Below are 25,839 nucleotides of genomic sequence, written 5' to 3' on the forward strand. Positions count from 1 at the left end.
GATAGCGTATTCTTAACATAAGTCAGGAGCAATATATGTCACTGAGAAAGCAATCATGGCTTTGGATGTTATTAGTTATCCTGTCAGAAACGTCAGCCACATCTACGCTAAAAATGTTTGATGATAGTCAGGGGATAACAAAAATAGCGTTATTGGGGGTTATTATTCTGCTGTACTGCGTCTGCTATTATTCGTTGTCAAAAGCCGTAAAACATCTTCCGGTGGGGTTAGCTTATGCAACCTGGTCCGGCACGGGTATTTTATTGGTTTCGACGCTCAGTATTATTTTTTACGGCCAACGTCCTGATACTCCTGCCATTATTGGTATGAGCGTGATTGCCACTGGCATAGTAATCATGAATCTTTTCTCTAAAATGGGCGCTGATGAACAGCCCGAAATACTCACGGACAGCGATCAAACTCCACCATTGGACACAAAAATCATTCATTAAAAATAAGGATGGCCATCATGTTAAACGGATTTCTCTGGCTGGCGCTTTCCATTGGTTCAGAAATTACCGGCACGTCGATGATAAAGAAAACCGATGGATTCAAAAAACTTTCGCCTTCTATTATCGTAATTCTGGCTTACTGCCTTTGCTATTTCTCGTTAACACGTGCGATGGGCTATTTACCCGTAGGGGTTGCCTACTCCCTATGGTGCGGTTTTGGCATCGTCGGCGTGACGTTTATTTCGATGCTGCTTTATAAACAAAAACCCGATCTCCCTGCCGTCTTCTCTATGGCGTTAATTATCAGCGGGGGAATTATCATGAACCTGTATTCGAGCATGTAACTAACATACCTGATAGCATTATCTTTGATTGCAATCCGATAATACAAAATTACAGTCATCACCTTATTCTGTGCGGATTTAACAACCGGGGCATATAAGTTCCCCGGTTACGCCTCGCCCTAATCTATTAGTCTGGTCATGATACTTTTTCTCCCCTGCTAGCTGCTGGCACGGGGTTCAAAGATAAACTTCACCTGTTCCAGTACGGGCGGGTGATCGTCGTTATCCATCATGGCGAGCACCAGACGCCCGACCTCCGCGCCCAGCTTTTCATAATCAAGCCGCATCGCGGTCAGCGCGGGGAACGCGTGTTCGCATTGTTCAGAACCGTCCAGACAGGCAATCGCCAGATCGTAAGGAACTTTCATCAGGCGGCGCTGGCATTCAAAGAGTGCGCCCAGCGCAATTTCTTCATGGCTACAGATAATCGCATCCAGTTCCGGCTGGTTTTGTAGCAGTTCCGTCATCGCATAGCGGCCAAATTGCAGGCTAGGTGCTTCTGGAATCGTAATTTTCAAATCCGCATTGTGATAATGCGCCAGCATGGCTTTATTCCAGCCATTCAGTTGCTGTTTTTGCAAACGGTTATCCGTATGCGCGCCGATATAGGCCACGTGACGATACCCCTTTTCCAGCAAAGACATCGTCAGCTGTTCCGCCGCTTCGGCAAGGGCGATATCAATATTGATGTTTGCACTCAGCGCGGCAGCACCGGACACATTCACCGTAATGACGTTGCTGGCCTGTATGATGTCCTGAGTACGTTGTGAGAGTTGCGCGCTGAATAACACCAGCGCCGCTGGCCGCTGCTGCAAGAGTTTTTCCACCATTCCCGCTTCGGTATGCTGGCGATATTCATGGCAGCCCATGATTAACGAAACGTTATGCTTGCCCACTGCCTGTTGCAGCGACTGCACAAAACGCACGCTGGCGCGATCTTGCTGAAAAGGATAAAGCACCGCAATAGCGGGCTGATAGGCTGATGCCAGCGCGCCTGCGGCCTGGTTCGGTACATAGCCCAGCGTTTTTATCGCATCATTGATTTTCTTCTGCGTGGCATCGGAGACCAATCCCGGTTCCCTCAACGCGCGGGACACCGTCATCGCGCCAACACCCGCATGGTTCGCAATGTCCTGTAGCGTGACGCGACTCGTACTCTCGGTAAGCTGGCTGGCTTCTTGATTGGGTTCATAGCCCAATGTTCTGGCGGCCAGTTCCACTTTGCTGCGTAACTTCTCAGAGACCAGATCGGGTTTGCGCATCACACGTGATACCGTCATCGTCCCGACACCCGCGTAGTCGGCGACATCCTGTAGCGTAACCTTACCGGTACTACGACGCTTACGCATGCTCACTTCCTCTCCATTCGTCATTTTTCTCATCACGCGTCCGCGATCATCCACAGTGTGCCTGCGTCGGTGGCGGGGAACAAATAATGGCCCCACTTGTGCTAAGTGGGTCACAGTTAATGATATGCATATCAGTTAGCGCTATCTTTTTAGATGTTAATCACATTATTTTCGCAATCAGCACACTATTCTGCGTTCAGAATGATACAGGGGTGACTCCAATGCTTAACACTTTACTAACACCAGACGTTGTTCAGATTTTACCTACCTGTGATGATTGGCGTCACGCTATCGCTTTGTCCTGTAAGCCTTTACTGGATAACGGCTCGATTGAACCTACCTATCTTGAGGCGATCTATCGCTCTCATGAGGCCATCGGCCCTTATTATGTCGTCGGCCCCGGCATTGCCATGCCGCATGCCCGTCCGGAAGACGGTGTGAATCAACTCGCTGTCAGCCTGACGCTGATTCGTGACGGCGTGGTTTTCCATTCTGACGGTAACGACCCCGTGCATTTGTTGATTGTTCTGGCCGCCACGGACAGCAATAGCCACATCGATATTATTTCACAGCTCGCTCAGTTGTTCGACACACCTGATGACGTCGCCGCGTTACTCCGTGCGACGGATATCGAACAGGTGCTTTCCGTTATTTCTCGTTATTAATTGCCACCAGAGGGACACACATTATGAAAATTACAGTCGTATGCGGTAACGGTCTGGGTACCAGCCTGATGATGGAAATGAGCATTAAAAACATCGTGAAAGAACTCGGCGTGGTTGCTGACGTGGATCACGTGGATTTAGGCTCGGCGAAAGGTACGGACAGCGACATTTTTGTCGGTACAAAGGATATTGCCGATCAGCTCGTCGCGCAGGCGGTAGGGGGAAAGATCGTTTCCCTGAATAACATGATCGACAAAGTGGCGATGAAAGAGCGCCTGTCGGTCGCCCTGACAGAACTTGGCGCCTTATAAGCGGAGGATCAAAAATGGAATTCTTCCGTTTTTTAATGAGCGATGTGCTATCTGAACCCTCAATATTGGTCGGTTTGATTGCACTTATCGGCCTGATTGCACAGAAAAAACCGGCTACGGAGTGCATCAAAGGCACGGTGAAAACCGTGATGGGTTTCCTGATTCTCGGAGCAGGTGCCAGCCTGATTGTGTCCTCTCTGGGCGATTTCGCCGAGATTTTCCACCATGCATTTGGTATCGCCGGTGTGGTGCCTAACAATGAAGCCATTGTCGCCGTCGCACAGAAGAACTTCGGCACCGAGATGGCAATGATCATGTTCTTTGCGATGGTTATTAATATCGCGATCGCCCGCTTTACGCCGTGGAAATACATTTTCCTGACCGGCCACCATACGCTGTTTATGTCAATGATGGTTGCCGTGATTCTGGCGACAGCGGGCATGAAAGGTGTGCTGCTGATTACCGTTGGCTCGCTGGTCGTTGGGGTATCGATGGTACTGTTCCCCGCCATTATTCACCCGTATATGAAGAAAGTAACGGGTTCGGATGACGTCGCCTTTGGTCACTTCTCTGCGATATCACAGCTGCTGTCAGCATTTATTGGCAGCAAGTTTGGCAATAAAGAGAAATCAACGGAAGACATGGAAGTACCGAAGAGCCTGCTGTTCCTGCGTGATACGCCGGTCGCCATCGCCTTTACCATGTTCTTCATCTTCATGTTTACCTGCTTGTTTGCCGGCCCGGAAGCAGTGAAAACGATGAACGCCGGTGGGAAAAACTGGTTCATGTTTTCGCTGATTCAATCCATTACCTTTGCCGCTGGCGTGTACATCGTGCTGCAAGGCGTGCGTATGGTGATTGCGGAAATCGTGCCTGCGTTTAAAGGCATTTCTGACAAACTGGTTCCCAATGCTAAACCAGCATTGGATTGCCCTGTCGTCTTCCCCTATGCGCCAAATGCCGTGCTGGTCGGCTTCCTGAGCAGCTTTGCAGCTGGAGTGGTCGGTATGGTGCTGCTCTACCTGTTGGGTATGACGGTGATCATTCCTGGCGTGGTGCCGCACTTCTTCGTCGGCGCAGCGGCCGGCGTTTTCGGTAACGCTACCGGCGGGCGTCGCGGCGCGATTTTAGGCTCTTTCGCCAATGGACTGCTGATTACCTTCCTGCCTGTTTTCCTGCTGCCAGTATTGGGCAGTATCGGACTGGCAAACACCACGTTCAGTGATTCCGATTTCGGCGCGGTGGGAATTCTGCTGGGCATTATCGTGCGCTAAGACCGTACGATGAATCTCATCCGCAACACTGGTTTTCATTAACGGGGGAAATGATGGAATTCTATTTAGATACGGCTGATGTGGCCGCAGTAGAACGGCTTGCTGGCGTGTTGCCGATTAAAGGCGTGACGACCAACCCAAGTATTGTCGCACGTGGAAAATCCGATATTTATACCGTGCTACGGGACATGCAGGCCATTATCGGCGCAGAAGGCCAGCTGTTTGCTCAGGTGATGGCACGCGATCCTGATGTGATGGTGGAAGAAGCATTGAAGCTCAGAGATGTGATTCCTTCTCTGGTCGTCAAAGTGCCGGTGACGCATGCAGGCTTACGTGCCATTAAGCAATTGACGGCGCTGGATATTCCTACTCTCGGCACCGCCGTCTACGGCGCGGGACAAGGGTTTTATGCCGCGCTGGCGGGGGCTCGCTATATCGCGCCTTACGTCAACCGTATTGATGCACAGGGTGGAGACGGGATTGCGCTCGTAAAAGAGCTGCAAACACTGATTAATCTACACAGCCCGCAAACTCAGGTGCTGGCAGCCAGCTTTAGGACGCCACGTCAGGTGCTGGACTGCCTGCTGGCCGGGTGTCGGGCGATTACGGTTGACCCTGCCGTTGCCGAGTTGTTCCTGCAAGATCCCGCGGTTGAAGATGCGCTTAACCGGTTCGATCATGACTGGCAGACGCGTTTCGGCCATGCCGATCTTGGCTAACTGATAGAAAAACACCACTCGCCCGTCGGGTGGTGTGTCCAACATAACTGTGTTCTCAAAACGATCGCATTGCCAAATGCGGTCGTTTTGCCAAAAAGCATCAATGCAGGATGAACTCGCGGTATTTTTCCACCAGCGTCAGAAAATCATCCAGACCGCATAAAGACAGGCTCTCTTCGTCGTAATAACTCATGCCTTCTTCCAGCTCATCCGTGGTGAAAGACAGCTGATTTGCCTGCACCATCACTTCTTCTTCATCCAGCGACAGCGTGTATTCATGACCCACGCGCCGCCACTGCCGTTCGCTGCCAGCAACAGAACGCGCCGCCTCTTCAACATCAGTCAATATCGTCAGTTGGCCTTTCACTTCTTCATTGAACCAGTGCCCGATCGCTTCATGTCCCATCGACATACGAACGATGACCTGACCCGTCACATCCCGCAAAAATTCATAGTCCATGATGCCATCCTCACTGTTATGTTTCTTCTATTCAGTTTAGTCGCCTCTCCACCCTATCGTCGTGATGCACCTTCACCTTTCATGCTGCGCCCGTTGCCAACCGCCAAGGCACAGGCACAGGCACAGGCACAGGCAACATGAAGTATGATGCGTATAAAACGGGCAGAAAAAAAGGAGGCTCAAGGCCTCCTTCGGTGTAGAGATGCGAACTATAGCGAGTTAGACAGTCGTCTGGAAGATCACGCCATCGGCTTTCTCGGTATATTGACCTAACTGGTCAAAATTCAGATAGCGATAGGTGTCCTGCGCGGTTTTATCCACCTGCGACATGTAGGTCTGGTACTCTTCTGACGTCGGCAGGCGACCCAGCAGAGAAGCAACCGCCGCCAGCTCAGCAGACGCCAGATACACGTTGGCACCAGTTCCCAAACGGTTCGGGAAGTTACGCGTCGAGGTAGAAACGACCGTCGCACCATCCGCTACGCGCGCCTGGTTACCCATACACAGCGAGCAGCCTGGGATCTCAATACGTGCTCCGCTCTTACCAAACACGCTGTAGTAGCCTTCTTCGGTCAACTGTGCCGCATCCATCTTGGTCGGTGGCGCAACCCACAGGCGGGTCGGCAACTGGCCTTTGTGGCTATCCAGCAGTTTACCTGCCGCACGGAAGTGACCGATGTTGGTCATACAGGAACCGATAAAGACTTCATCAATCTTCTCGCCCTGCACGTCAGACAGCCAGCGCGCATCGTCTGGATCGTTCGGCGCACACAGGATCGGCTCTTTGATGTCGGCCAGATCGATGTCGATCACCGCCGCGTACTCGGCATCGGCATCCGCTTCCAGCAGTTGTGGATCGGCCAGCCATTTTTCCATGCCCTGAATACGACGCTCCAGCGTACGGCGATCGCCGTAGCCTTCGGAGATCATCCACTTCAGCAGTACGATGTTGGAGTTCAGATACTCGATGATCGGTTCTTTATCCAGCTTGATCGTACAGCCAGCCGCAGAACGTTCCGCCGAGGCGTCGGTCAATTCAAACGCCTGCTCGACTTTCAGATCCGGCAGACCTTCGATTTCCAGAATACGGCCAGAGAAGATGTTCTTCTTACCTTTCTTCTCAACGGTCAGCAGGCCTTGCTTGATGGCATACAGCGGGATGGCGTGAACCAGATCGCGCAGAGTAATGCCCGGCTGCATTTTGCCTTTGAAGCGCACCAGAACGGATTCCGGCATATCCAGCGGCATCACGCCCGTCGCGGCAGCAAACGCCACCAGACCGGAGCCCGCCGGGAAAGAGATACCGATTGGGAAACGCGTATGGGAATCACCGCCCGTACCGACGGTATCCGGCAACAGCATACGGTTCAGCCAGGAATGGATAACCCCATCGCCCGGACGCAGCGATACGCCGCCACGGTTCATGATGAAATCAGGCAGCGTGTGGTGCGTGGTCACGTCAACCGGCTTCGGATAGGCCGCGGTGTGACAGAATGACTGCATCACCAGATCGGCGGAGAAGCCCAGACAGGCCAGATCTTTCAGCTCATCACGGGTCATCGGCCCAGTGGTATCCTGTGAACCGACAGAGGTCATCTTCGGTTCGCAGTATTCGTCAGGGCGAATACCCGCGACGCCACAGGCACGTCCCACCATTTTCTGCGCCAGCGAGAAGCCTTTTTTGCTGGCTTCAACCGCTTTGGAAATACGGAACACATCACTGTGCGGCAAGCCCAGTGACTCACGCGCTTTGGACGTCAGCCCGCGGCCGATAATCAGTGGAATACGGCCACCAGCGCGTACTTCATCCAGCAATACGTCGGTCTTCAGCGCAAACGTCGCCAGAACTTCATTGGTGTCGTGGCGGCGTACTTCGCCTTCATACGGGTAAATGTCAATCACATCACCCATATTCAGATCGTTCACATCGACTTCGATCGGCAACGCACCGGCATCTTCCATCGTGTTGAAGAAGATCGGAGCGATCTTACCGCCCAGCACCACACCACCGCCGCGTTTGTTCGGAACGTAAGGAATATCTTCACCCATGAACCACAGCACGGAGTTGGTTGCCGATTTACGCGACGAACCGGTACCGACAACGTCGCCGACGTAAGCCAGCGGGAAGCCTTTCTTGTTCAGTTCTTCGATCTGTTTGATCGGGCCCACGGTGCCAGGCTGATCGGGATCGATTCCTTCACGGGCGTTTTTCAGCATCGCCAGCGCGTGCAGAGGGATGTCAGGACGTGACCAGGCATCAGGTGCCGGAGACAAGTCATCCGTGTTGGTTTCACCGGTGACTTTAAAAACGGTAACGGTAATTTTTTCCGCCAGTTTCGGGCGGGACAGGAACCACTCGGCATCAGCCCAGGATTGAATCACTTTCTTGGCGTGCGCATTGCCCGCTTTCGCCTTTTCTTCCACATCGTAGAAGTTATCAAACATCAGCAGCGTGTGGGACAGCGCTTCGGCGGCAATCGGTGCCAGCTTGTCATTGTCTAACGCATCAATCAGCGGATGGATGTTATAACCCCCTTGCATGGTACCCAGCAGCTCAACCGCTTTTTCCTGAGTAACCAATGGGGAAGTCGCTTCGCCTTTGGCGACGGCAGCCAGAAAACCGGCCTTCACATAGGCCGCTTCATCAACGCCGGGGGGAACACGGTTAATCAGCAGGTCAAGCAATACTTCTTCTTCGCCCGCCGGGGGATTCTTGAGTGACTCAACCAGCGCGGCCATCTGCGTGGCATCTAACGGTTTAGGAACAATCCCCTGCGCAGCCCGGTCGGCTACGTGCTTACGATATTCTTCTAGCACGACGTTCTCCTCGCTCTCATTGTCTTCATTATGCCCGGCGCTCTTGTTCCCGCTTGTGGTGTCCATGCCTGGGTGCCAGCGTGTGGATGTAAGGTAGTAGAGTGTCCGGTCCAGCCTCGTCAGCATATCAGGATTTGAATTGATTGTTAATTCGTTCACATAATAGCAACATTAATTTTTATTCAACTATGCTATGTGCCCAATTTCACTATCGCTGAAAAATACCGACACCAGCAGAATAGCATGTCCCTGACGGCGCACACTAACTATGCTGAGTTAACCACATAATAGGTAGGTTTTTAACAACATAGCGTGATTAATCATCGTTTGATGGCGTAGCGATAATCAGAATGTTCGCAATAGAGTCGGGAAAAGTGTTAACAGATGATAGGTGCCTTTACGGCAACGATGCCGGATGACCTCTTTGATAACAGGAAAAAACGCCATGAAGATAACACGGTATCTGCCAGTGGTTTTCGTCTCTGCTTTCGCGTTCAGCGCATCCGTCTATGCCGCCCCTATCGAGCTGGAGGGCATCGGTTTAACGCGCGATATTCCTTGTAATGGCAATGATGTCAATATTTCAGGCAACGGCAACAAGATCGTACTGACGGGCAAATGTGCCAATATTTCCGTCGCAGGCTCTGAGCACAACATCACGTTCGATACCGCAACATCGCTTACCGTGACCGGTTCAGAGATTGCCGCCACAGGTCAATCGACGGGTGACCTGACCGTCGCCGCGTATAAAAACACCATCCGCACGCACATCCTTGCCGAGGATAAACCAGCAAAGGTGAATGTAACGGGTACGGAACATCATCTCAATCTGGATTTTAAAGGCCCCGCCGTTGTTTCCTTCAATGGCATCAGCAACCGCCTCTCATGGGGAGGAACAGAACCGAAACTCTCTTCTAGCGGTGCTAATAACGTCATCAAGCAAAAACCATAATTTGCTGCGTTTATTCCTATGACAGATACCTGACGAACGGATTCCGGCAACGAAGAACTCACGACCCAATCGACAACTCGCCGATTGGGTCGTCATTTTTAGTACAAAGACTATTTTAGTACAAAGACTATCGAATCAATTCCCGCCAGAGCGGGTCACATCAGGCCTTAAACGTCAGCCACGGGCGCAGCCGTGCAACAGGCTGAATCAGCCCTGACTGCGTCTGAATATCAATCACAGGCGTAACCGGCTTATAAGCCGCCGGCGCCTCTTCCCGCAGGCGCTCATCCTTCAGCGTGATACATTGCCAGGGCAACGCATCTGCCGACTTCGCCGTATCAACCTTATTACGCATACTTTGCCGACGCTCGGCACGTCCCGCACCGTGTGAACACGACCACAGCCAATCGGGATTCCCCTTCCCCGTGACGAGATAAGAGTAGTCTCCCATCGAACCGGGAATCAGCGCGAATTCTCCGGCTTTGGCGGGGGTCGCGCCTTTGCGATGCAGGTTCATCCCGTGTTCCGGCAGGATAATGTTATGCGACAGATCGACCACCAGCTTGCTGGTATCTCGCGTAAACACCTGCTTCCAGGAAGAGCGAATCAGTTCAGTCAGCACAATCCGGTTGATCCACGCATAGCGGGCGGCGACGCCCATGGCTTCCATATAGTCCGTCGCCTGCTCATCAACCAGACCAAACAGGCCGGACACCGGGTATTTCTCCCCAGTTGGCCAGTTAGCTCGTGCTTTATCGATCCCACGCTGGCCGACATAAAAGCCCACGTCCCGTGAACCGGTATGAATCATAACCACGACTTCGCCTTCCTGTACGCCAGCCTGATACGCCGCATGCCGGTCCAAAACGGCATCAACAATTTGCAGCTCAACGAAATGGTTACCCGACCCGACCGTACCCAGACTGGAAGGGCGAAGAATCTCGCGCGGTGCAAAAAACGGTTCCGGCGCATGTCGGCTAGCGGCACGAACCGCATCGGTTCCGGCGATAGCGCTGAGTTCCGCCGATAAACGTCGGAAATCCACTTCCTGCCAGAGCCCCTGCTGAGGCAGTGCCGTCAGCCACGCCGCAAGCCCCTCATCAAAGAGCGCGGAAAATGAATCCGGTGTCACGGGAACATCGCGCTGATCCAACAGTAGCGTATTTTTCAGCGCCTGAATCAGCGCCGGTTTATGCGCGTCAGCATCCGTATGATGCACGCCCGTGGTCAGCAAGCGCATACCGCAGTTGATATCCGTCCCAATCGCCGCAGGGATAACAAAGTTCTCCGTGGTGGCGACAATGCTGCCGACGGGCGCAAGCGTACCGGGGTGGAAATCCGGCGTCGCGCGAGCGGCACAGACGCGTGCATCGCTGCCCGGTAGGTGTACCGAGGCGAAATCCAGCAGTTGCTGAACCGCCTTTTCTTCCAGCAGCAAGGTGTCCGGCAACAGAACCTGCGCTTCTGCATGCTGCCTGCGAAGATGATAAATAGAATGTTGGTAATCGGTGTCTATCCCCAAACGGGATAAACGTTTTTGTAAGCGAGTAAATGTAGACATGGTGCTACCTAGAAAAACAAAAAATCCTCCTCCCGTTTCGAGGAGAAGGTTGTTTTTCCTGCAGCAGCAGATTCAGGAAAGGATGTCGGGCTATTCTAGGGAGGAACGTCGCGATTGTAAACCGTCACGGCATAACGTGGCGGCACCGTCCGCAGCGTTGTTGAGCACCGTCATTATCCGTGCTCAAGGCCGAGGGTATGGTAAACTCAATACATTAGTCATCACTAAATTAGTTAGCCACGCAGGACGGTATGAACATGACGTTGAGCAATTCGGATCGGGAATTCATGCAGGACGGTGCGGCAAAAGCCGCGGCGCTGCTACGTGCGATTGGCAACGAAAACAGGCTGTTGGTGCTTTGCCTGCTTATCGAACACAGTGAAATGTCGGTTGGGGCGTTGCTTGAACATATCCCGCTCAGCCAGTCCGCCCTCTCGCAGCATCTGGCGAAAATGCGTGAAGAAGGATTGATTAGTTATCGACGCGAATCACAAACGCTGTACTACCGCATCGAAAATCAGAATGTAGAAACCCTCGTCGCCACCTTAAAAACCATTTTCTGTCCCTGATACCTGCAACGGCCCGCAGGGTGACGACCAGGATGGCACGCCATAAAAAACGCCACGGTACAATGGCACCGTGGCGTTCGCGATTAAGTATAAGGGGTATAGAACTTAGAACGACGTCTTCACACTCACAAAGAAAGTCCGTCCCGGTTCGTTATAGGTTGCTGCACCTGCACCCGCGATGGTAACCACATTATTGTTCACCACATCCTGCGCATTGCCCGCACGGAACAGACGTTTATCAAACAGGTTCTCTACACCGCCCGTCACGCTCAGGTTCTTGTTAAACGTATAGGTACTGCTTAACCCGAACAGCGCATAAGGGCTTAACTCATTGGTTGCGCTACCCGTTACACGCTCACCTTTGTAGTTATACTTCTTCGGTTTCTGGCGACCATACCAGGTCACATCGGCCAGGAAGGAGAGATTCTCTGTCGCCTGCCAGTCCACGGATGAATTCAGGGTAAACTCCGGCGTAATCGACAGGTAATCGCCCGTGGTTTTATTCTTAGACTCCAGCATCCAGGTCAGGTTGTTACGCCAGTTGATGCTTTCCGTAACAGGAACGGTCAGGTTACCTTCCAGCCCCTGAATAACCGCTTTCGGTACATTGCCCCACTGGAAAATATTGGCGTTGGCATAATCCTTATTCGTCCCGCCCACCGCTTTACCGATAACATTGTTGCCTGCTTCAATTTTGTTACGGTAATCGTTATGGAAGTAGGTGATGCCCGCGATCAACCCATCGCGATGAAACTCCAAACCAATCTCTTTATTCAGGCTGGTTTCCGCTTTCAGGTCTTCATTACCGATCAGGTAGCAGGACGTACCGCCAGCACAGCCCTGTCCACGGCTATAAAGGAGGTAATTCTCGTTGGTCTGGTACAGGTTCGGCGCTTTGTAAGCGCGGGCGATACCCAGCTTCAGCGTATAGTCGTCACCTAATTCCTGCGACAGGTTGAGCGACGGGCTCCAGTTGGTGCCTGCCGTGCTGTGATGATCAACACGCAGCGCTGGCGTCAGCATGGTGCTGTCCGTCAATTGGACGTTATCTTCCACGAAGGCGGAAGCCAGACGAGCGGCGGATTTCTCACTGCGACCACTGCTGCTCAACGAACCCACACTCCCGGCTTCGGTCGTCGTCTGCGTGTTCGACACCGGATCCGTCATCTTCTGCTCGTTCCACTCAACCCCGAACGTTAACACCTGATCGACCCACAGATTCAGCGGAACATTCACTTCGTTATGCGCAGTGAAATTATCCAGCTTTATCGTGCCATATTGGTTCGGGCTCGTCGTATCAAAAATCCCTTCTAAACCGCCGGACAGCCCCTCAAGGATACGGGTGTTGTGCGTACGTTCGTATTGCAGATACGACGTAGAACTGACGCCGCTGTCCCAGTAGCCGCGATGCGTAACCGCAAAATTCTGGCGGTACATGCGGTTGGTTTCCTTGCCGTAATTGCTAACAACGAGCGGGTTGGTGTTGGTATTTTGCGAATCGCCCGCATAGATATTGCCCTGACGGCTGGAACCCGCTTCGAATTCCAGCGACTGCCGCTTGGTCATATCCCAACGCAACAGGCCGTTGATGTCTTTATTACGCACCCCTTCGCGCCCGGAAGGCAGTGAAGCTGACTGATTGCCCGCACGTGCGGACTGATGTCCCTGGTTAATATCGCGCGCATCAGCCTGGGTTTTGTTCAGATTACCAAACAGACGGAAGCTCAGACTGTCGGTCAGGCCGCCCATCAGACTGAAATCGGTACGCTTGGTTGCACCTTCCGAGCTATGCTCCGGAGCGTTCAGGTAGGTGTTCCAGGTACCGTGCCATTCCTGACTCGGCTGTTTAGTGATGATATTGACTACGCCGCCCGCTGCACCGTTACCATAGCGCGCCGCCGCCGGGCCACGCAGCACCTCAATGCGCTCCACCATATCGGCAGGCACCCAGTTGGTATCACCGCGAGTATCACGCTCACCGCGCCAGCCGTAACGCACGGCAGTACGGCTCGATACCGGCTTGCCATCCACCAGAATCAGCGTGTTTTCCGGTCCCATACCGCGGATATCGATCTGGCGATTGTTACCGCGCTGGCCGCTGGTTGAGTTACCGGACAGATTGACGCCCGGCATGGTGCGAATCAGATCCGACAGATCGTTAGCGGGCGGACGTTTGCTGATATCCTCAGCCGTAATCACCGACACGCCCGGCGCCTGGCGGGTTTGCTCTGCAGCCGTCACCACCATCGTATCGCCCGATGCCTTACTTTCAGCCTGATTCTGCACCTGAGGAGCGGGTTCTGTAGAAGGAGTGGTCGAGGTCTGCGCAGCGCTCAGAAACGATGTCATCCCGCAGCTAACGCCAATGAGCGTCGCCAGATAACGACGCGATTGTGGTAGTTTCATCAAAATTATCCTGCCCTGTAAGAAATGAATAAGTAGCCTGAAAAAGGAGCAACATCGCAGCCGGTACAGCGACACCTAACGACAATCAGCAAAAACGCTGAATAATGGCGGAGATAAAACGCGCAGACGTGGCGGTTATCGGGAGAGAGCGTCATGCCAGCGGGCATCACGGCGTGTTGTTATGGAATACTGTGTGTAATCAATCAGCCCTTTTCTCCGCATTGCCGGAAATGGAAAATGCATTTATCGTGCAATGTGACGTCCCCAACGAAAAATGCTATTGAGAAGTATTTGCATTACCATTTTGGCGCGGTCATTGTTACATTTGTCATTCAGGACGGGGTTTGCTCTAGCAGCAAAATGTTTTGCCAAAGCATCAAAATGGAAGGCGCAGGTCGAAGGGTTTAATCAGGTAGGTAATCACGTGCGCAGCTTCACTCAGTCATCAAAGCCGATCTATAAAGATCACATCGTTCAGCAATCGAGTCTGGTTGCGAATAATTACCGTTTTATCGGCCCCCGGCTGATCGATAACACGCCGGTGCTCTTTGGGTCGTTCAGTGTTGTGCAGCTCAATCCGCACCTGATTCTGCATACCGCAGATGTGATTAATCGCCACAACATGAAAACCCAAAACCTGCTGGATGACGCAATCAAGCTCGCCATTGTGGTAAGTGGCAATGCACATATCTCATTTGGCCATCAGGAACTGCATCTGGGAGAGAGCCAGCCCGCCTCGCTGATTTCGCTGACGGAACCGACGATGTTTACCCGCATCGGCAAGCGTGATGAATATGAGCGAACGATTACGCTGACGTTCGACAGAGAATGGCTGTATGGCAACATGATGGATACCGTTGGCGACTGGCAGGCCATCCACGATTTCACACAGACCCATCTGGCGACACACCTGTGGACACCATCCCGACAGGCGCTGGCCATTGCCTTACAAACGCTGGACGCTGAACCTTGCCAAACACCACTCCAGCGTCTTTATCTGGAAACGCAGTGCATGAGCCTGATTATCGAGGCGTTGACGTCATTAACGGCCAGCGTAGCGCAGGAGAAAAGCAGCGGCGTCACCCTACGCGGCTACCATCGCATTCAACAGATCAGAGATATGTTGGAAAGCGGCAGCGCCGACCATCTTTCGATGAGTGAGATCGCCAAAAGCGTCAACATGAGTGAAAGCACGCTACAGCGCCATTTTCGTCAGACGTTCAATATGAGCGTGTTTGAGTACCTGCGTAACTGCCGCTTACAGCGCGCCATGCTGGCCTTGCAAAAAGATGGCATCGGTATTGCGCAAGCAGCCAGCATCGCTGGTTACAACAGCCCCGCCAACTTTGCCACCGCCCTACGCCGCGCATTCGGTATTACACCAGGGCAGCTAAAAGACCGCTTCTGATTCCGCATCACTAATAACCAAATGGAATTTATTATTCCGTTTGGTTATTAATCGCTATTCAGCGATGCACAGTAAATTACTATTTTTCTGCCAGCACACATGACGACCCATGACCAATCAGACTGATATCACCGCAGCGCTTGCCCATCACATCATCCATAGCGAACCCAATCGGGAAGCGATAGAGGCCGCCCGTAACGGGGTGACTGACTTCATCTCCACCGCGCTCCCGATTGCACAGGGGGCCATTGCCGATAGCGGGCTCGCGCCGTTAAAGCAGGTATTCAGCGGCACGGACAGCCTGACGCGTAGTCTGATTCTGGGCTATTCCGGCCACGTACTGGACTTTGACGATTACCATCCGGCGTTTCGTGGACACCCCAGCACCGTCATCCTGCCCGCGCTCTTTGCCCTTGCCGCAGAGGATTCATCCGTAACGGAAGAGGCGTTTTTGACGGCGTATGTGATCGGTGTGGAAGCGGCAGGCAGAATCGGGCTGGCATGCGGCCCGCGTCATTACAGCCTCGGCTACCATAACACGGCCACGCTCGGCGCTATCGCCGCCGCCGCCGCCGCGGCACGTCTGGCTGGCGCATCGGTAGAACAGACGCAGACCATTATCGGTCTGGCTGCCACGCAGGCCGCAGGGCTACGGGCGCAGTTTGGTTCAGCGGTCAAACCCCTACATGCCGGGCTTTCAGCCAGATCGGGGCTAACCGCCGTCAAGCTAGGCTTGGCGGGTTTCGAGGGCAACACACAGCAGGTGATTGACGCCTTTCTTACGGCGCACGGCGATCAAAAACAACAGCCGGAACTGCTGGTTGAAAACTGGGGAGCGCCGTGGCGTATGCTTTCCCCCGGTCTGGAGTTCAAACGCTACCCAACCTGTGGCGGCACCCACAGCGCTGCCGAGGCGGCTTTTGCCCTGCGGGAACAGTGGCGTAAGCAGAATGATGCGGACGCCGATCTGGCCGATGCCATCGAACAGATCACGGTGACGTTCCCGCCAGGCGGCGATGTCGCGCCGTTTATCCGTAACGCGACAAACGGCGTAGAAGCACGATTCAGTCTGGAATATGTGATTGCGGCGGCGCTGATGGAAGGGGAACTGAAGCTGGCACATTTCTCGGAAGCCCCGGTTGAAATCACAATCTCCGCACTGGCGAATCGCGTCATACGCCGTGCCGATGAAACCGCGCCACCCGACGAGCTTGACCCGGAGGCGCGTTTTCATGAAGTTACACTGCACTTGCGTAACGGCGGCACGCTAATTCAGCGCACCACACGTCAGGAAACCTCGGCACGCCCTACTGACCTCCGTGCCAAGCTGCAACAAACGCTCGGTTCGTTGACGCACCTCGACAGCAACCAGATCGCCGACCGCTGCGCATTACGACAGGAAGGCGATTTGCGCTATTTACTCGGGCTACTGTTTTAATTTTCCACGACTAAAATCGCAATAACGGTTTTAGGTTTCTGGCGCTGTCGATAGCCTTTTTATCGGCAGCGCCGTTATCAACACACCGCTACAGCAACTCAATCTGCCTGATGGGAAAGCCATTTCCCTTTTTCATCAAAGACCGTCACACCCGGCTCACTGGAATAGCTCCCTTCCCCCAGAGGTTTATAGTGGGTCGCCAGTATATGGGGAGCACGATATTTAAAATCGAAATAGCCCTCATCAGGATTCTTGATAATCAACTTGCCTGTGCTATCGATAAGACCTTCGTTTACTTTGAAGTAGCGATCATCAAGGTTGTTTTTAAAAGACGTCGCTTCGCCATACATAAACAGGTTCTTTTTCTCTTGCGCGGAAATAGCTGGGAATCGCGTCACATCAAGCTGACGTAACACATGCAGGAACATCAGGCGTTCCAGAGGCGTTCCTGCATCTTTCGGGACTAAAAATTGTAATGTGAGTCCACTTCCCACATTCACATCGTATTCATAGCCGACAAACGCGCTGTCGCCATAAATAAAAATGTCATCAACTTCTTTACCTTCAGGGACGATCTCCTTGGTTTCAGCCATGAGTTCAGGAATCGACTGAGGAGCTACCTTAAAATAAACATCGTACTTAAACACTTCCGACGGGAATTTTATTTCAATGCGCGTTTTTGACATGCTCCGTTTAATAAAGCGTTCCGGCTTTTCCATGCGCTGTTCGAGTGCTTTCCAGATAGCCTGATGCATTTCTGCGATCTTAAATTCATCAGCGATCTTTACGCCATACTTCGCTTCCAATTCCGGCTGAGATAATGCCAGATCGTACATCGACAATGCCTGTTCGCCGCGGTAACGTTCATCCATCGTACGCAGTACGGCAAACGCTTTGGCTAACGCGATGGTGTCCTCAGCATTCGCTAACCCGATAAAGTAGCGCTGCTTAGCCTCATCATATTGAAAATAGACGGCTTCCAATTTTCCCCGTTGATTATCATAGGCCGCGCCGTTTTCCAACTGGAATAACACACCTTTTTGCCCTTCCAGCCACGATGCCAGATTAAAATCCTCTTTTGCCGCGCTAACGGTCAACAGGTCAAAATCGGTATTATTCTGCTTATCTCGATAGGTGTAGATCTGCGTGTCTTTATTTTCCCGATCGATAAGCAGACGCCCCATTCTGCGAACATAAGTCCCGTGTTCCCACAAACTCAGCTTGTCGTACATGCTAAACGGCAGCTTAATCGTAAAATACTCTTTGGGATAAAAGGGGATACCGGGGAAATCATCCATCGGCACGCGATTAAATGCCGCTTTCTCTTTAAGAAGCCATGCCTGATAGGCTTTTTTATGTTCTTCAAAACGCTGCTGGATTTTGAGTAAACCGGGTGACTGTTCTTCCGTCTTTTTCAAGACCATGGTGATTTCACAATAATAAAACGCACAGGCAGCGCTTTTATCGGATACGAACGTAACTGTGTTTCTCCCGGTGATTTTTAGCGTGTGCCACATACCGTTTACCTGTATACGGTTGTCTTTCATCTCCTCGGTATATTCGCCATCCTCGCTGTAGTAACTCACCTGCGTCGGCGTCAGATTAAAATAGAGGTCGTTTTTAATGCCCTTGAGGTTTTGTGCGATATGTTTCTGAAGGTTATCTCTGTTTTCATTGGCTTCAGGATTTTTACTGTTATCAAACACCACACGGATATCCTCAACCAGGTATTTCCCCTCGTTCAGTGTTTGTTCGCCATTACAGCCCGACAGCCATAAGGCCATCATGATAATACTCAGGTATTTCTTCATCACTTCATCCCTGTAAAATTAAAAAGCCTCTGAATGCCGCGGCACGCAGAGGCGAGTCATGCATCAGTAAGCTGATGTTATCAAAAAACTTATTACACTCGTTATACTTCAAGTTGCATGTGCGTTGGCTACGCTACTCGGCCCACTTCGTGGACCTCGCCCCGTTGGGGCCGCTGCAAGCAGCGTTCAAACCTGCCTCTGGCAGATTTGTCACTCACCCGAATCACTTACCTGAGTAAGCTCATCGGGATTAAATGAGAGACATCCTGTCTCTCACCGGAGGCCAGCCGTTGGCTGGTCAAATTCGTTCCCGACGAATTTGTCCTTCCCTTGCCGCGTTACGATGCTCATGACTGAGCATCGCCCTAAAGGGCTAACGCTTCGCGTTGTTCAAAACGTTAACGTTTTGTCATGAAACTCGAATTATTTAGAGTAGATAATTCAGGCACTGTCGGCTAGGGTTTTAGCCATTGGTCCAGAAAGCGAAACACCTCTTCCTGCTGTTCCTGATAGAACACGTGCCCCAGCTCAGGCCAGATCTTGGTTTGCAGCTTGCTGTCTGCCCGCTGGGATTGCCACACTTTGTGCATTTTAGCGTAGGCATCTTCAACGGATTGCGTCGGGAATAGTTTGTCTTTGCCACCATTAAATAACAGCATCGGTTTTGGCGCGGCGACGCTCGCCACATCCGGGAAATCAAAGCGTGTCGGTTGCCCCGGATGCAACATGTAGAATGCCGACTGTCCTCTCAGCACATTGTTACCCGGCGTCATCAGACCGTCGTACGTGCCAATCCAGGACACCGCCGCCGTCGCCGCTACCTTGTCCGACAGCGCTGCGAGCTGCCAGGCGCGATAGGCGCCCATCGAGAACCCCACAACGCCGATACGTTGCTTATCAACCTGCTCAAGCGATGCTAAAAAGTCTGTCGCACGCATGTCTTCGTAGGCCATCAGACCCGCGAGCGAGCGCCCCAGATTAAAGAAGTTGCTCGCCAGCGCCTGCTGCTGCTCATATTTAATTGGCCCGCGCGATCCCCAACCGAGTGCATCCACTGCCAGTACCACATAGCCCCGTTTCGCCAGTTCATCCCCGACAAAACGGCCGGTGAAGAACTTATCGGCCCACGCCTGTGCGGAGTCGAGCTGTGCGTCATTGCCCCACGGCTTGATCATCTTCTCTTTGCCGATATCAAACTTCGCGCCGTGATCGTGCAACAGGATGACTGCGGGATGCGGCCCCGCGCTTTTTGGCGTCAGGAGTAACGCGTCTACACGACTTTCATCGGTCAGATTGAAAGCGATCTTCTCCGCCGTATAGCTGCCGCGATCCTGTTTTTCCATCGCCTGCGGCACAAAGTCTTTGGTGGAATCCGGCGTCAAAAGCAGCGCACGCAGCGTTTTTCTCGACTGGGATTGCCACTGGCTAAAATCCGTAAAATTCCCAGATAGCCAGGAATCCGAGTAGGTCATCTGTTGTTTAAGCTGCGGATAAAATGAAGGCAGCCCTTCATCCGTCACCGCCTGATCCGTCGCGGGTTGAATCGTAGGGTTCATATCGTTCGCCATCAGTGAAGGGCTGGTCAGCAGAGCCGCCAGTAGCCAGACAGAGGAGCGTAAGGTATTAAGATTCATCATAACCTCAAAAATAAAACATCGTTTCTTTTTTGAGGTTTGATTGTAATTGACGCGGCTAAAAATAAACGGACGGAACGCGCATTCTGCGAAGCATCCCTAAAAAATACCGCGAGACATCGAAAAGAAGTCGGCACGATTGCCATCGTGCCGAGAAAACATCATTTAGGTACGGTATAAACGCTTTCCCACTTCACTGGAAACGTCATTCCTTCCCCAAGATAGAAGCTGGTATGCGGCGGCTGATTATAGCCCGCGTTCTGCGCCGCAACCTGTGTCCGATAGGCCGGATCGTGCATCAGCGTTGGCATACGATATGTGGTTTCCGACGTCGTGCTGAAAATCTGTAGCTCGCTACTATCAGACTTGGGAATAATGAACTCTTCACGCCAGTCGCCAAACAGATCGGCACTCAGGACGGGTGTCGCTTTCGTCCCGTTTATCCACGTCCCTGAATTGTAGGTATAAGCACTGAACAGCCGAGTCGAGCCCGGCTTGGCTGGCACCCACTTATCAATCACCGCACGATCCCATGTTTCACGCAGCAGGTCGCCATCCCACCAGATACCAAAATTGATATGTGATGGTTTTTTATCGGAGATCTGCTCGCCTTTAGCGTTAAACAACCCACCTTGTGAAGACCAGCATTCCACTCCCAAGTGGGCAGGATCGATATCCATACAGACACCACGCCCGTTATCACCACCCGAACCGTTACTGTATCCCCAAAGGATCTCGCCCGTGGCGGCATCGTGCATCTCCATCGCGTTATTACCATACTGGCTCGCGGACTCATGTACCATAAACACCTGTTTACCGGCACGCGAAGGATCGAGAACGCCAAAGTGCAGCGCATCGCCATGCCCCAGACCAGTGGAATTCAATAGCTTGCCGTTACTGCCGATCGTTGCCGCGCCAAAGATAATGTCGTCTTTCCCATCACCATCCGCATCACCAGTACGGAGATGATGCGCACCTTGCCCATACGCCGTATTCAGCACATCGCCAGCCGTTCCGCTGTCGTACGTCCAGCGCTTCGTCAGCTTGCCATTACGCCAGTCCCACGCAACAACCACTGCACGTCGGTAATAACCACGAGAAAACACCGCGCTAGGGCGTTCGCCATCAAGATAGGCGACACCTGCCAGAAAACGGTCAACGCGATTGCCATAGCAGTCTCCCCAGCCGCACACATCACCACGTTCGGGGAGATAATCCACTGTCGCCATCGCTTTCCCGGTTTGGCCATTAAATACCGTCAGGTATTCAGGCCCAGTGAGAATATAACCGTTGTTATTACGGTAATCCGCCTGACTATTACCGATGACCTTTCCTGTACCATCCACCGTACCATCGGCGGTTTTCATCATCACTTCCGCTTTGCCATCACCATCCAGGTCATACACGATGAAATCGTTGTAATGCGCTCCAGATCGGATGTTCCTTCCTAAATCAATGCGCCACAGCCGCGTTCCATCCTGTTTATAGGCATCAATATAAACGTTGCCGGTGTAGCCAGAGTGCGCATTATCTTTTGAGTTACTCGGTGCCCACTTGATCACATACTCGTATTCGCGATCGCCATCCAGATCGCCAACCGATCCATCATTCACACCATAAGAATAGGTCTCTCCCTTCGGCGTCACCCCATCGGCGGGTTTCTTTAAAGGAATAGACTGATAACGTTGGCCGTTCAGGACTGATTTAGCGATTTCCTCTTTCCCTTCGACTCCCTTAATGACCGGGCGTATCGCATAAGTAGAATCGGCTTTACCATCCGGATCGATAAAGTTAGTCGTTGTACTCAGAGGGGAAGTATTGATGAGTTGACCATCTCGATAGAGATTAAAAGCAATATTTTCGGGGTCGGTAGCGAAAAGCCGCCAGCTTAAAAACACATGTTTCGATGATTTAAACGCAAACAGTCCGCGATCCAGCAATTCAATCTGCTTACTTTTTCCTGCCGCATAAGCCGACGTCATCAGCCCATCCTGCCCACCGCCCATCAGTGTAGCAAGCAATGTAACAGCAATGACGCCTGCTCGCGGCGTTGATAAATAGCGTTTCATTTTCTCTCCTTGATTACGTGAAGAATGCCCTTACTCCCGTTGTACAAATTGCATACAGGCACATCCACGCCAGACTAGTACAGCAGCGTAATTATCAATCACGAAAACAAGGCAAGAAATCATGGCGTCTATGTATGATAAATAGACAGTTTATTGCGCTAGAAAACATCACAGATACAAATTCGGCCCCTGACACCCTACCGTCGCGTCACAGGGAAGCCGTGTTGTCTGGCAGACCACACCACAACGAACGTAATCAATAACAGCACCAGCAGCACCGGAGAGAAGGCGGTAACACCAAGACGCTCCAGCAGAACACCACCGATGATACCTCCCCCTGCAATAGCCATGTTCCAGGCGGTAACCAACATAGACTGCGCCACATCGGTTCCCCCTTTCGCTGTTCTGACAAGCGCCGTCTGGAATAGCGTCGCCGCACCGCCGAAAGCTAACCCCCAGACCGCCACAGCCGCATAGACCACAGCCAGTACATCACCTGCCACGCCAAGCGCCAGGACGGACAGACAGAACAATGCCGAGCAGGCGAGCGTCAGGGCTCGCAAATAGCGGTCAATCAGCACACCGACGATCCAAATGCCCAGCAGTGATGTAACGCCAAATACCAACAGCACCAAACTGGTCTGTGCAACCATACCCACCGCTGCGAGAAACGACGCAATGTAGGTGTAGAGAATGTTATGCGCCAGCACAAAGGCCAGCACGGCACATAGCACAGGTCGCACGCCAGCCATGGTGAACACCTGCCCCAGAGATAGCCTCCTGCTTGCGGATTGCCCAGCGAAATCCGGCACCTGAATACGCACCCACAACATCAGTATTAAGGCCAAACCGCTCATCATACCGAAACACATTCGCCAGCCGATCGCGTTACCAAGAAAGGTTCCAGCGGGCACACCGAGCGACAAAGCTAATGGTGTGCCGACCATCGCTATCGCAATAGCACGTCCCTTCTGGTGTTCAGGCACCATACGGGCCGCATAGCCCGCCAGTAGCGCCCACAGCAGCCCGGCTGAAACACCCGCCAGAAAACGCGCCGCCATCGTCAGCACATAGCTACCGGAAAATGCCATAACAGCATTGGCGACAGCGAAACCTGCGATGGCTACCAGCAGCAATAGGCGGCGACGCACACCTTGCGTAGCGGCGGTTAGCGGGATCGCGGCCGCCAAAGAACCCACGGCATAGATAGTGACGGTTTGCCCGACCCAGGCTTCGGACACCGCCAGACCTTGCGCCATTTGCGGCAACAGGCCTGCTGGCAGCGCTTCGGTCAGGATAGTGATGAAAGCTGCCGTGGCTAATGCCAGCAATGAGGCAACAGGCAGTCTGTCACGGTGTACATCGGTCAATGAGGCCGTCATCGTGCTGCCTCCAACTCGCCATACACGGCATCGCGCAGTTCAGTGACAAAACGCCCCGACATCCCTTCGTACATCGTGTTGGTGAAAGCCACGACGCTCAAACCTTGTGTTCGATCGACAAACCATGAATGACCGTAGGCACCTCCCCAACGCCAGGTACCTGGTGATTCCGGCGACTCGGCTAGCAGCGGATCGCGCAAGACCGAGAAACCGAGGCCAAAACCGCAGCCCGGTGCATTGGGCAGTTCCAGCCCCTGTGTTTGATCGCGCCCCATCTCCTCGATCAGCGCGTCAGGCAGCGGAACGCCGTCCCCTTTACGCAGGGCTTCCAGCAAGTGCAATAGATCCCAGGCCGTCCCTGCCATGCCTGCTCCGCCTGATGGAAAAGCTCGCGCATCACAAATGCGAGCGGGGCTGTACGCAATGCCAATTGCCCCTTCAAAGGGAGAAACCGTTTCGCCTTCGGCCAGACGATGCGGCTGCGGGGTGTCATTCACATAAGCGGTAGTCAGGCGCGATGGGTCGCGCACAACGAAGCCGGTGTCGTGCATGCCCAGCGGGTCGGTCACCAGTTGACGAACCGCCTCGTCCAATGACGTACCGTGAATGCGTTCAATCAAGGCTCCCAATACGTCTGTTGCCAGCGAATAGCCCCAGGCCTCTCCCGGTGCGTAATGCAGGGGAACGCTGGCGATGCGACGCAGGTTCTCAGTCAAGCTGATGCCGGAGGCATCCATACCGTCGGAGACACCCGCCTGTGCGTAAGGACCGTCCGCATGGGGTTCGAAAAAGCGGTAGCCCAAACCCGCGGTGTGGCTAAGCAACTGCCGCGCGGTAATTCGAGCAGGGCTGCCGTCGGCCAGCCGTAGCTGGAACGTCGGCATCCAGCGAGTGATGTCCTCATCCAGATCGAGCCGACCTTGCGCCACAAGTACCAGTGCCGCAACTGACACGATGGGCTTGCTGACAGAAGCCAGCCGGAAGATGGCGTCCAGCGCCATAGGACGGGCGCTCTCCCGGTCAGCCCATCCTGTCGCCTGCTGGTGAATCAATTCTCCATTGCGCACGACCAGCACGACAGCACCGACCAAACGCCCATCGTCCAACGCCTGTTGAACGACGGCCTGAATTCGGGCAGAGAAAGGGGCTGTTGAAGGATCGGTATCCAGAGCCAATACGGGAGTTATCACGGCGTGTTCCTTTTATCAATGAGCGTTCCCGTTACGATAGAAAATCAGCAATTAAAGAAAAAGTAGGCTACTGTTCCTTAATATAAGGAATAAATTGTCCGTAATAGAGAGGGTATATGGACAGCCTGAATGGCTTAGCGGTATTTGTGCAGGTGGCCGAAACGCGCAGTTTTATTGCCGCTGGCCGACTACTGGGCGTGTCAGCGTCTGCGGTTGGCAAAAGCGTCGCACGACTTGAAGAAAAACTGGGCGTGAGGCTATTTCACCGCAGCACACGCAGCATCACATTGACTGCCGAAGGCTCACTATTTCTGGCACGTAGCCGGCGAATTCTGGCTGAGATCGAGGCGGCAGAACTGGAGATATCGCAGACCAGCGCCGTACCGCGCGGGCGCCTGCGGGTAAGTCTGCCGTTGGTCAGTTCACTGGTGTTACCCGTACTCGGCGAATTCATGCGCGAATACCCAGAAATTGAACTGGATTTGGACTTCACCGACCGAATGGTCGATGTCATTGAGGAAGGTTTCGATGCCGTAGTACGGACAGGGGACCCCGTTGACTCACGCCTCACCGCACGGAGGCTGGGCGCTTTCCGTTCTCTGCTCGTCGCTGCGCCAGACTACCTTGCCCGACGTGGTACTCCTCAGATACCTGCCGATCTGATGCAGCACACCTGTCTGCACTACCGCTTTCCCAACAGCGGCAAACTGGAGCCGTGGGCGCTACGACTTCCCTCCGGCGAATCAGAGTTACTCTTACCCACCTCGATGGTCTGCAACAACATCGAAACGCGCCTCTGTTTCGCACTGCAAGGGCTAGGGATCGCCTACCTGCCAGATTTCTCCATCCGTGAAGCGCTGGCCGACGGCCATCTACAGCCGATCCTGACCGACTATGTGGAACGCAGCGGCGTCTTCTATGTGTTATGGCCTGCCAGCAAACACCCGTCACCAAAAGTACGGGCACTCGTGGATTTCCTCTGCGCGCGAGTATTTCCCACCTCTGATGCGTAAAAAAATCCGGCACCT

Annotated in this window: 21 protein-coding genes; 11 read left to right on the forward strand and 10 right to left on the reverse strand. The window is 53.0% G+C overall.

Annotated elements, in window-relative coordinates:
• Positions 1-35 precede the first annotated feature (35 nt).
• Both R9X49_RS15950 and R9X49_RS15955 read left to right on the forward strand, forming a co-directional pair.
• A complete protein-coding gene (locus tag R9X49_RS15950; RefSeq protein WP_319849320.1) occupies positions 36-452 on the forward strand; it encodes a multidrug efflux SMR transporter in 417 nt (138 codons plus the stop codon).
• Positions 453-469: 17 nt separating this feature from the next.
• Entirely contained in the window at positions 470-796 is a 327-nt protein-coding gene (locus R9X49_RS15955; RefSeq protein ID WP_319849321.1) for a multidrug efflux SMR transporter, read from the forward strand.
• A gap of 158 nt (positions 797-954) precedes the next feature.
• On the opposite strand, the gene R9X49_RS15960 is transcribed toward R9X49_RS15955, so the two are convergent.
• Positions 955-2,145 (reverse strand): LacI family DNA-binding transcriptional regulator, encoded by a 1,191-nt coding sequence (locus tag R9X49_RS15960; protein ID WP_319849322.1) that lies wholly within the window; start codon positions 2,143-2,145, stop codon positions 955-957.
• 221 nt (positions 2,146-2,366) lie between these two features.
• On the opposite strand from R9X49_RS15960, the gene R9X49_RS15965 reads away from it, so the two are divergent.
• The 4 genes from R9X49_RS15965 to fsa are packed head-to-tail and all read left to right on the forward strand — an operon-like array spanning position 2,367 to position 5,114.
• Complete coding sequence (locus R9X49_RS15965; protein WP_319849323.1) at positions 2,367-2,810, forward strand: PTS sugar transporter subunit IIA; 444 nt, start codon at positions 2,367-2,369, stop codon at positions 2,808-2,810.
• A gap of 23 nt (positions 2,811-2,833) precedes the next feature.
• The gene (locus R9X49_RS15970; protein ID WP_010286822.1) at positions 2,834-3,121 is read left to right on the forward strand and encodes a PTS sugar transporter subunit IIB; all 288 of its coding nucleotides are present in this window, start codon (positions 2,834-2,836) and stop codon (positions 3,119-3,121) included.
• Between the two features lie 14 nt (positions 3,122-3,135).
• Positions 3,136-4,395, forward strand: a complete 1,260-nt coding sequence (locus R9X49_RS15975; RefSeq protein ID WP_225085752.1) for a PTS ascorbate transporter subunit IIC — start codon at positions 3,136-3,138, stop codon at positions 4,393-4,395.
• Between the two features lie 53 nt (positions 4,396-4,448).
• A complete protein-coding gene (gene fsa / locus R9X49_RS15980) occupies positions 4,449-5,114 on the forward strand; it encodes a fructose-6-phosphate aldolase (RefSeq protein WP_319849324.1) in 666 nt (221 codons plus the stop codon).
• A gap of 100 nt (positions 5,115-5,214) precedes the next feature.
• Here fsa and yacL read toward each other — a convergent pair whose 3' ends face one another.
• On the reverse strand, positions 5,215-5,574 hold the full coding sequence (gene yacL, locus R9X49_RS15985) for a protein YacL (RefSeq protein WP_319849325.1): 360 nt from the start codon (positions 5,572-5,574) through the stop codon (positions 5,215-5,217).
• Between the two features lie 219 nt (positions 5,575-5,793).
• Positions 5,794-8,391 (reverse strand): bifunctional aconitate hydratase 2/2-methylisocitrate dehydratase, encoded by a 2,598-nt coding sequence (acnB, locus tag R9X49_RS15990; RefSeq protein ID WP_319849326.1) that lies wholly within the window; start codon positions 8,389-8,391, stop codon positions 5,794-5,796.
• Between the two features lie 445 nt (positions 8,392-8,836).
• On the opposite strand from acnB, the gene R9X49_RS15995 reads away from it, so the two are divergent.
• Positions 8,837-9,343, forward strand: a complete 507-nt coding sequence (locus R9X49_RS15995) for a DUF3060 domain-containing protein (protein WP_319849327.1) — start codon at positions 8,837-8,839, stop codon at positions 9,341-9,343.
• A 160-nt stretch (positions 9,344-9,503) separates the two neighbouring features.
• Here R9X49_RS15995 and R9X49_RS16000 read toward each other — a convergent pair whose 3' ends face one another.
• Positions 9,504-10,904 carry an RtcB family protein gene (locus R9X49_RS16000; protein ID WP_319849328.1) on the reverse strand — a complete coding sequence of 467 codons (1,401 nt, stop codon included), beginning with the start codon at positions 10,902-10,904 and terminating at the stop codon, positions 9,504-9,506.
• 257 nt (positions 10,905-11,161) lie between these two features.
• On the opposite strand from R9X49_RS16000, the gene R9X49_RS16005 reads away from it, so the two are divergent.
• Positions 11,162-11,473 carry a metalloregulator ArsR/SmtB family transcription factor gene (locus R9X49_RS16005; RefSeq protein WP_319849329.1) on the forward strand — a complete coding sequence of 104 codons (312 nt, stop codon included), beginning with the start codon at positions 11,162-11,164 and terminating at the stop codon, positions 11,471-11,473.
• A gap of 105 nt (positions 11,474-11,578) precedes the next feature.
• On the opposite strand, the gene R9X49_RS16010 is transcribed toward R9X49_RS16005, so the two are convergent.
• A complete protein-coding gene (locus R9X49_RS16010; protein ID WP_319849330.1) occupies positions 11,579-13,879 on the reverse strand; it encodes a TonB-dependent siderophore receptor in 2,301 nt (766 codons plus the stop codon).
• A gap of 424 nt (positions 13,880-14,303) precedes the next feature.
• Between R9X49_RS16010 and R9X49_RS16015 the strand changes: the two genes are divergently transcribed.
• Positions 14,304-15,287 (forward strand): AraC family transcriptional regulator, encoded by a 984-nt coding sequence (locus tag R9X49_RS16015; RefSeq protein WP_319849331.1) that lies wholly within the window; start codon positions 14,304-14,306, stop codon positions 15,285-15,287.
• A 109-nt stretch (positions 15,288-15,396) separates the two neighbouring features.
• A complete protein-coding gene (locus R9X49_RS16020; RefSeq protein ID WP_319849332.1) occupies positions 15,397-16,725 on the forward strand; it encodes an MmgE/PrpD family protein in 1,329 nt (442 codons plus the stop codon).
• A 98-nt stretch (positions 16,726-16,823) separates the two neighbouring features.
• Here the strand turns inward: R9X49_RS16020 and R9X49_RS16025 are convergent, their stop codons facing one another.
• From R9X49_RS16025 to R9X49_RS16045, 5 genes are all read right to left on the reverse strand, one after another.
• The gene (locus R9X49_RS16025) at positions 16,824-18,536 is read right to left on the reverse strand and encodes a hypothetical protein (protein WP_319849333.1); all 1,713 of its coding nucleotides are present in this window, start codon (positions 18,534-18,536) and stop codon (positions 16,824-16,826) included.
• A gap of 455 nt (positions 18,537-18,991) precedes the next feature.
• Positions 18,992-20,170: a dienelactone hydrolase family protein gene (locus tag R9X49_RS16030; RefSeq protein WP_319849554.1), complete on the reverse strand. Its 1,179-nt coding sequence runs from the start codon at positions 20,168-20,170 to the stop codon at positions 18,992-18,994.
• Between the two features lie 161 nt (positions 20,171-20,331).
• A complete protein-coding gene (locus R9X49_RS16035; RefSeq protein ID WP_319849334.1) occupies positions 20,332-22,239 on the reverse strand; it encodes a rhamnogalacturonan lyase in 1,908 nt (635 codons plus the stop codon).
• A gap of 197 nt (positions 22,240-22,436) precedes the next feature.
• Complete coding sequence (locus R9X49_RS16040) at positions 22,437-23,621, reverse strand: MFS transporter (RefSeq protein WP_319849335.1); 1,185 nt, start codon at positions 23,619-23,621, stop codon at positions 22,437-22,439.
• Positions 23,618-24,811: a serine hydrolase domain-containing protein gene (locus tag R9X49_RS16045; protein ID WP_319849336.1), complete on the reverse strand. Its 1,194-nt coding sequence runs from the start codon at positions 24,809-24,811 to the stop codon at positions 23,618-23,620. The genes R9X49_RS16040 and R9X49_RS16045 overlap by 4 nt, the downstream gene beginning before the upstream one ends.
• 116 nt (positions 24,812-24,927) lie before the next feature.
• On the opposite strand from R9X49_RS16045, the gene R9X49_RS16050 reads away from it, so the two are divergent.
• Positions 24,928-25,824 (forward strand): LysR family transcriptional regulator, encoded by an 897-nt coding sequence (locus R9X49_RS16050; protein ID WP_319849337.1) that lies wholly within the window; start codon positions 24,928-24,930, stop codon positions 25,822-25,824.
• Positions 25,825-25,839 lie beyond the last annotated feature (15 nt).

The organism is Pectobacterium carotovorum (assembly GCF_033898505.1).
Classification (GTDB): domain Bacteria; phylum Pseudomonadota; class Gammaproteobacteria; order Enterobacterales; family Enterobacteriaceae; genus Pectobacterium; species Pectobacterium carotovorum_J.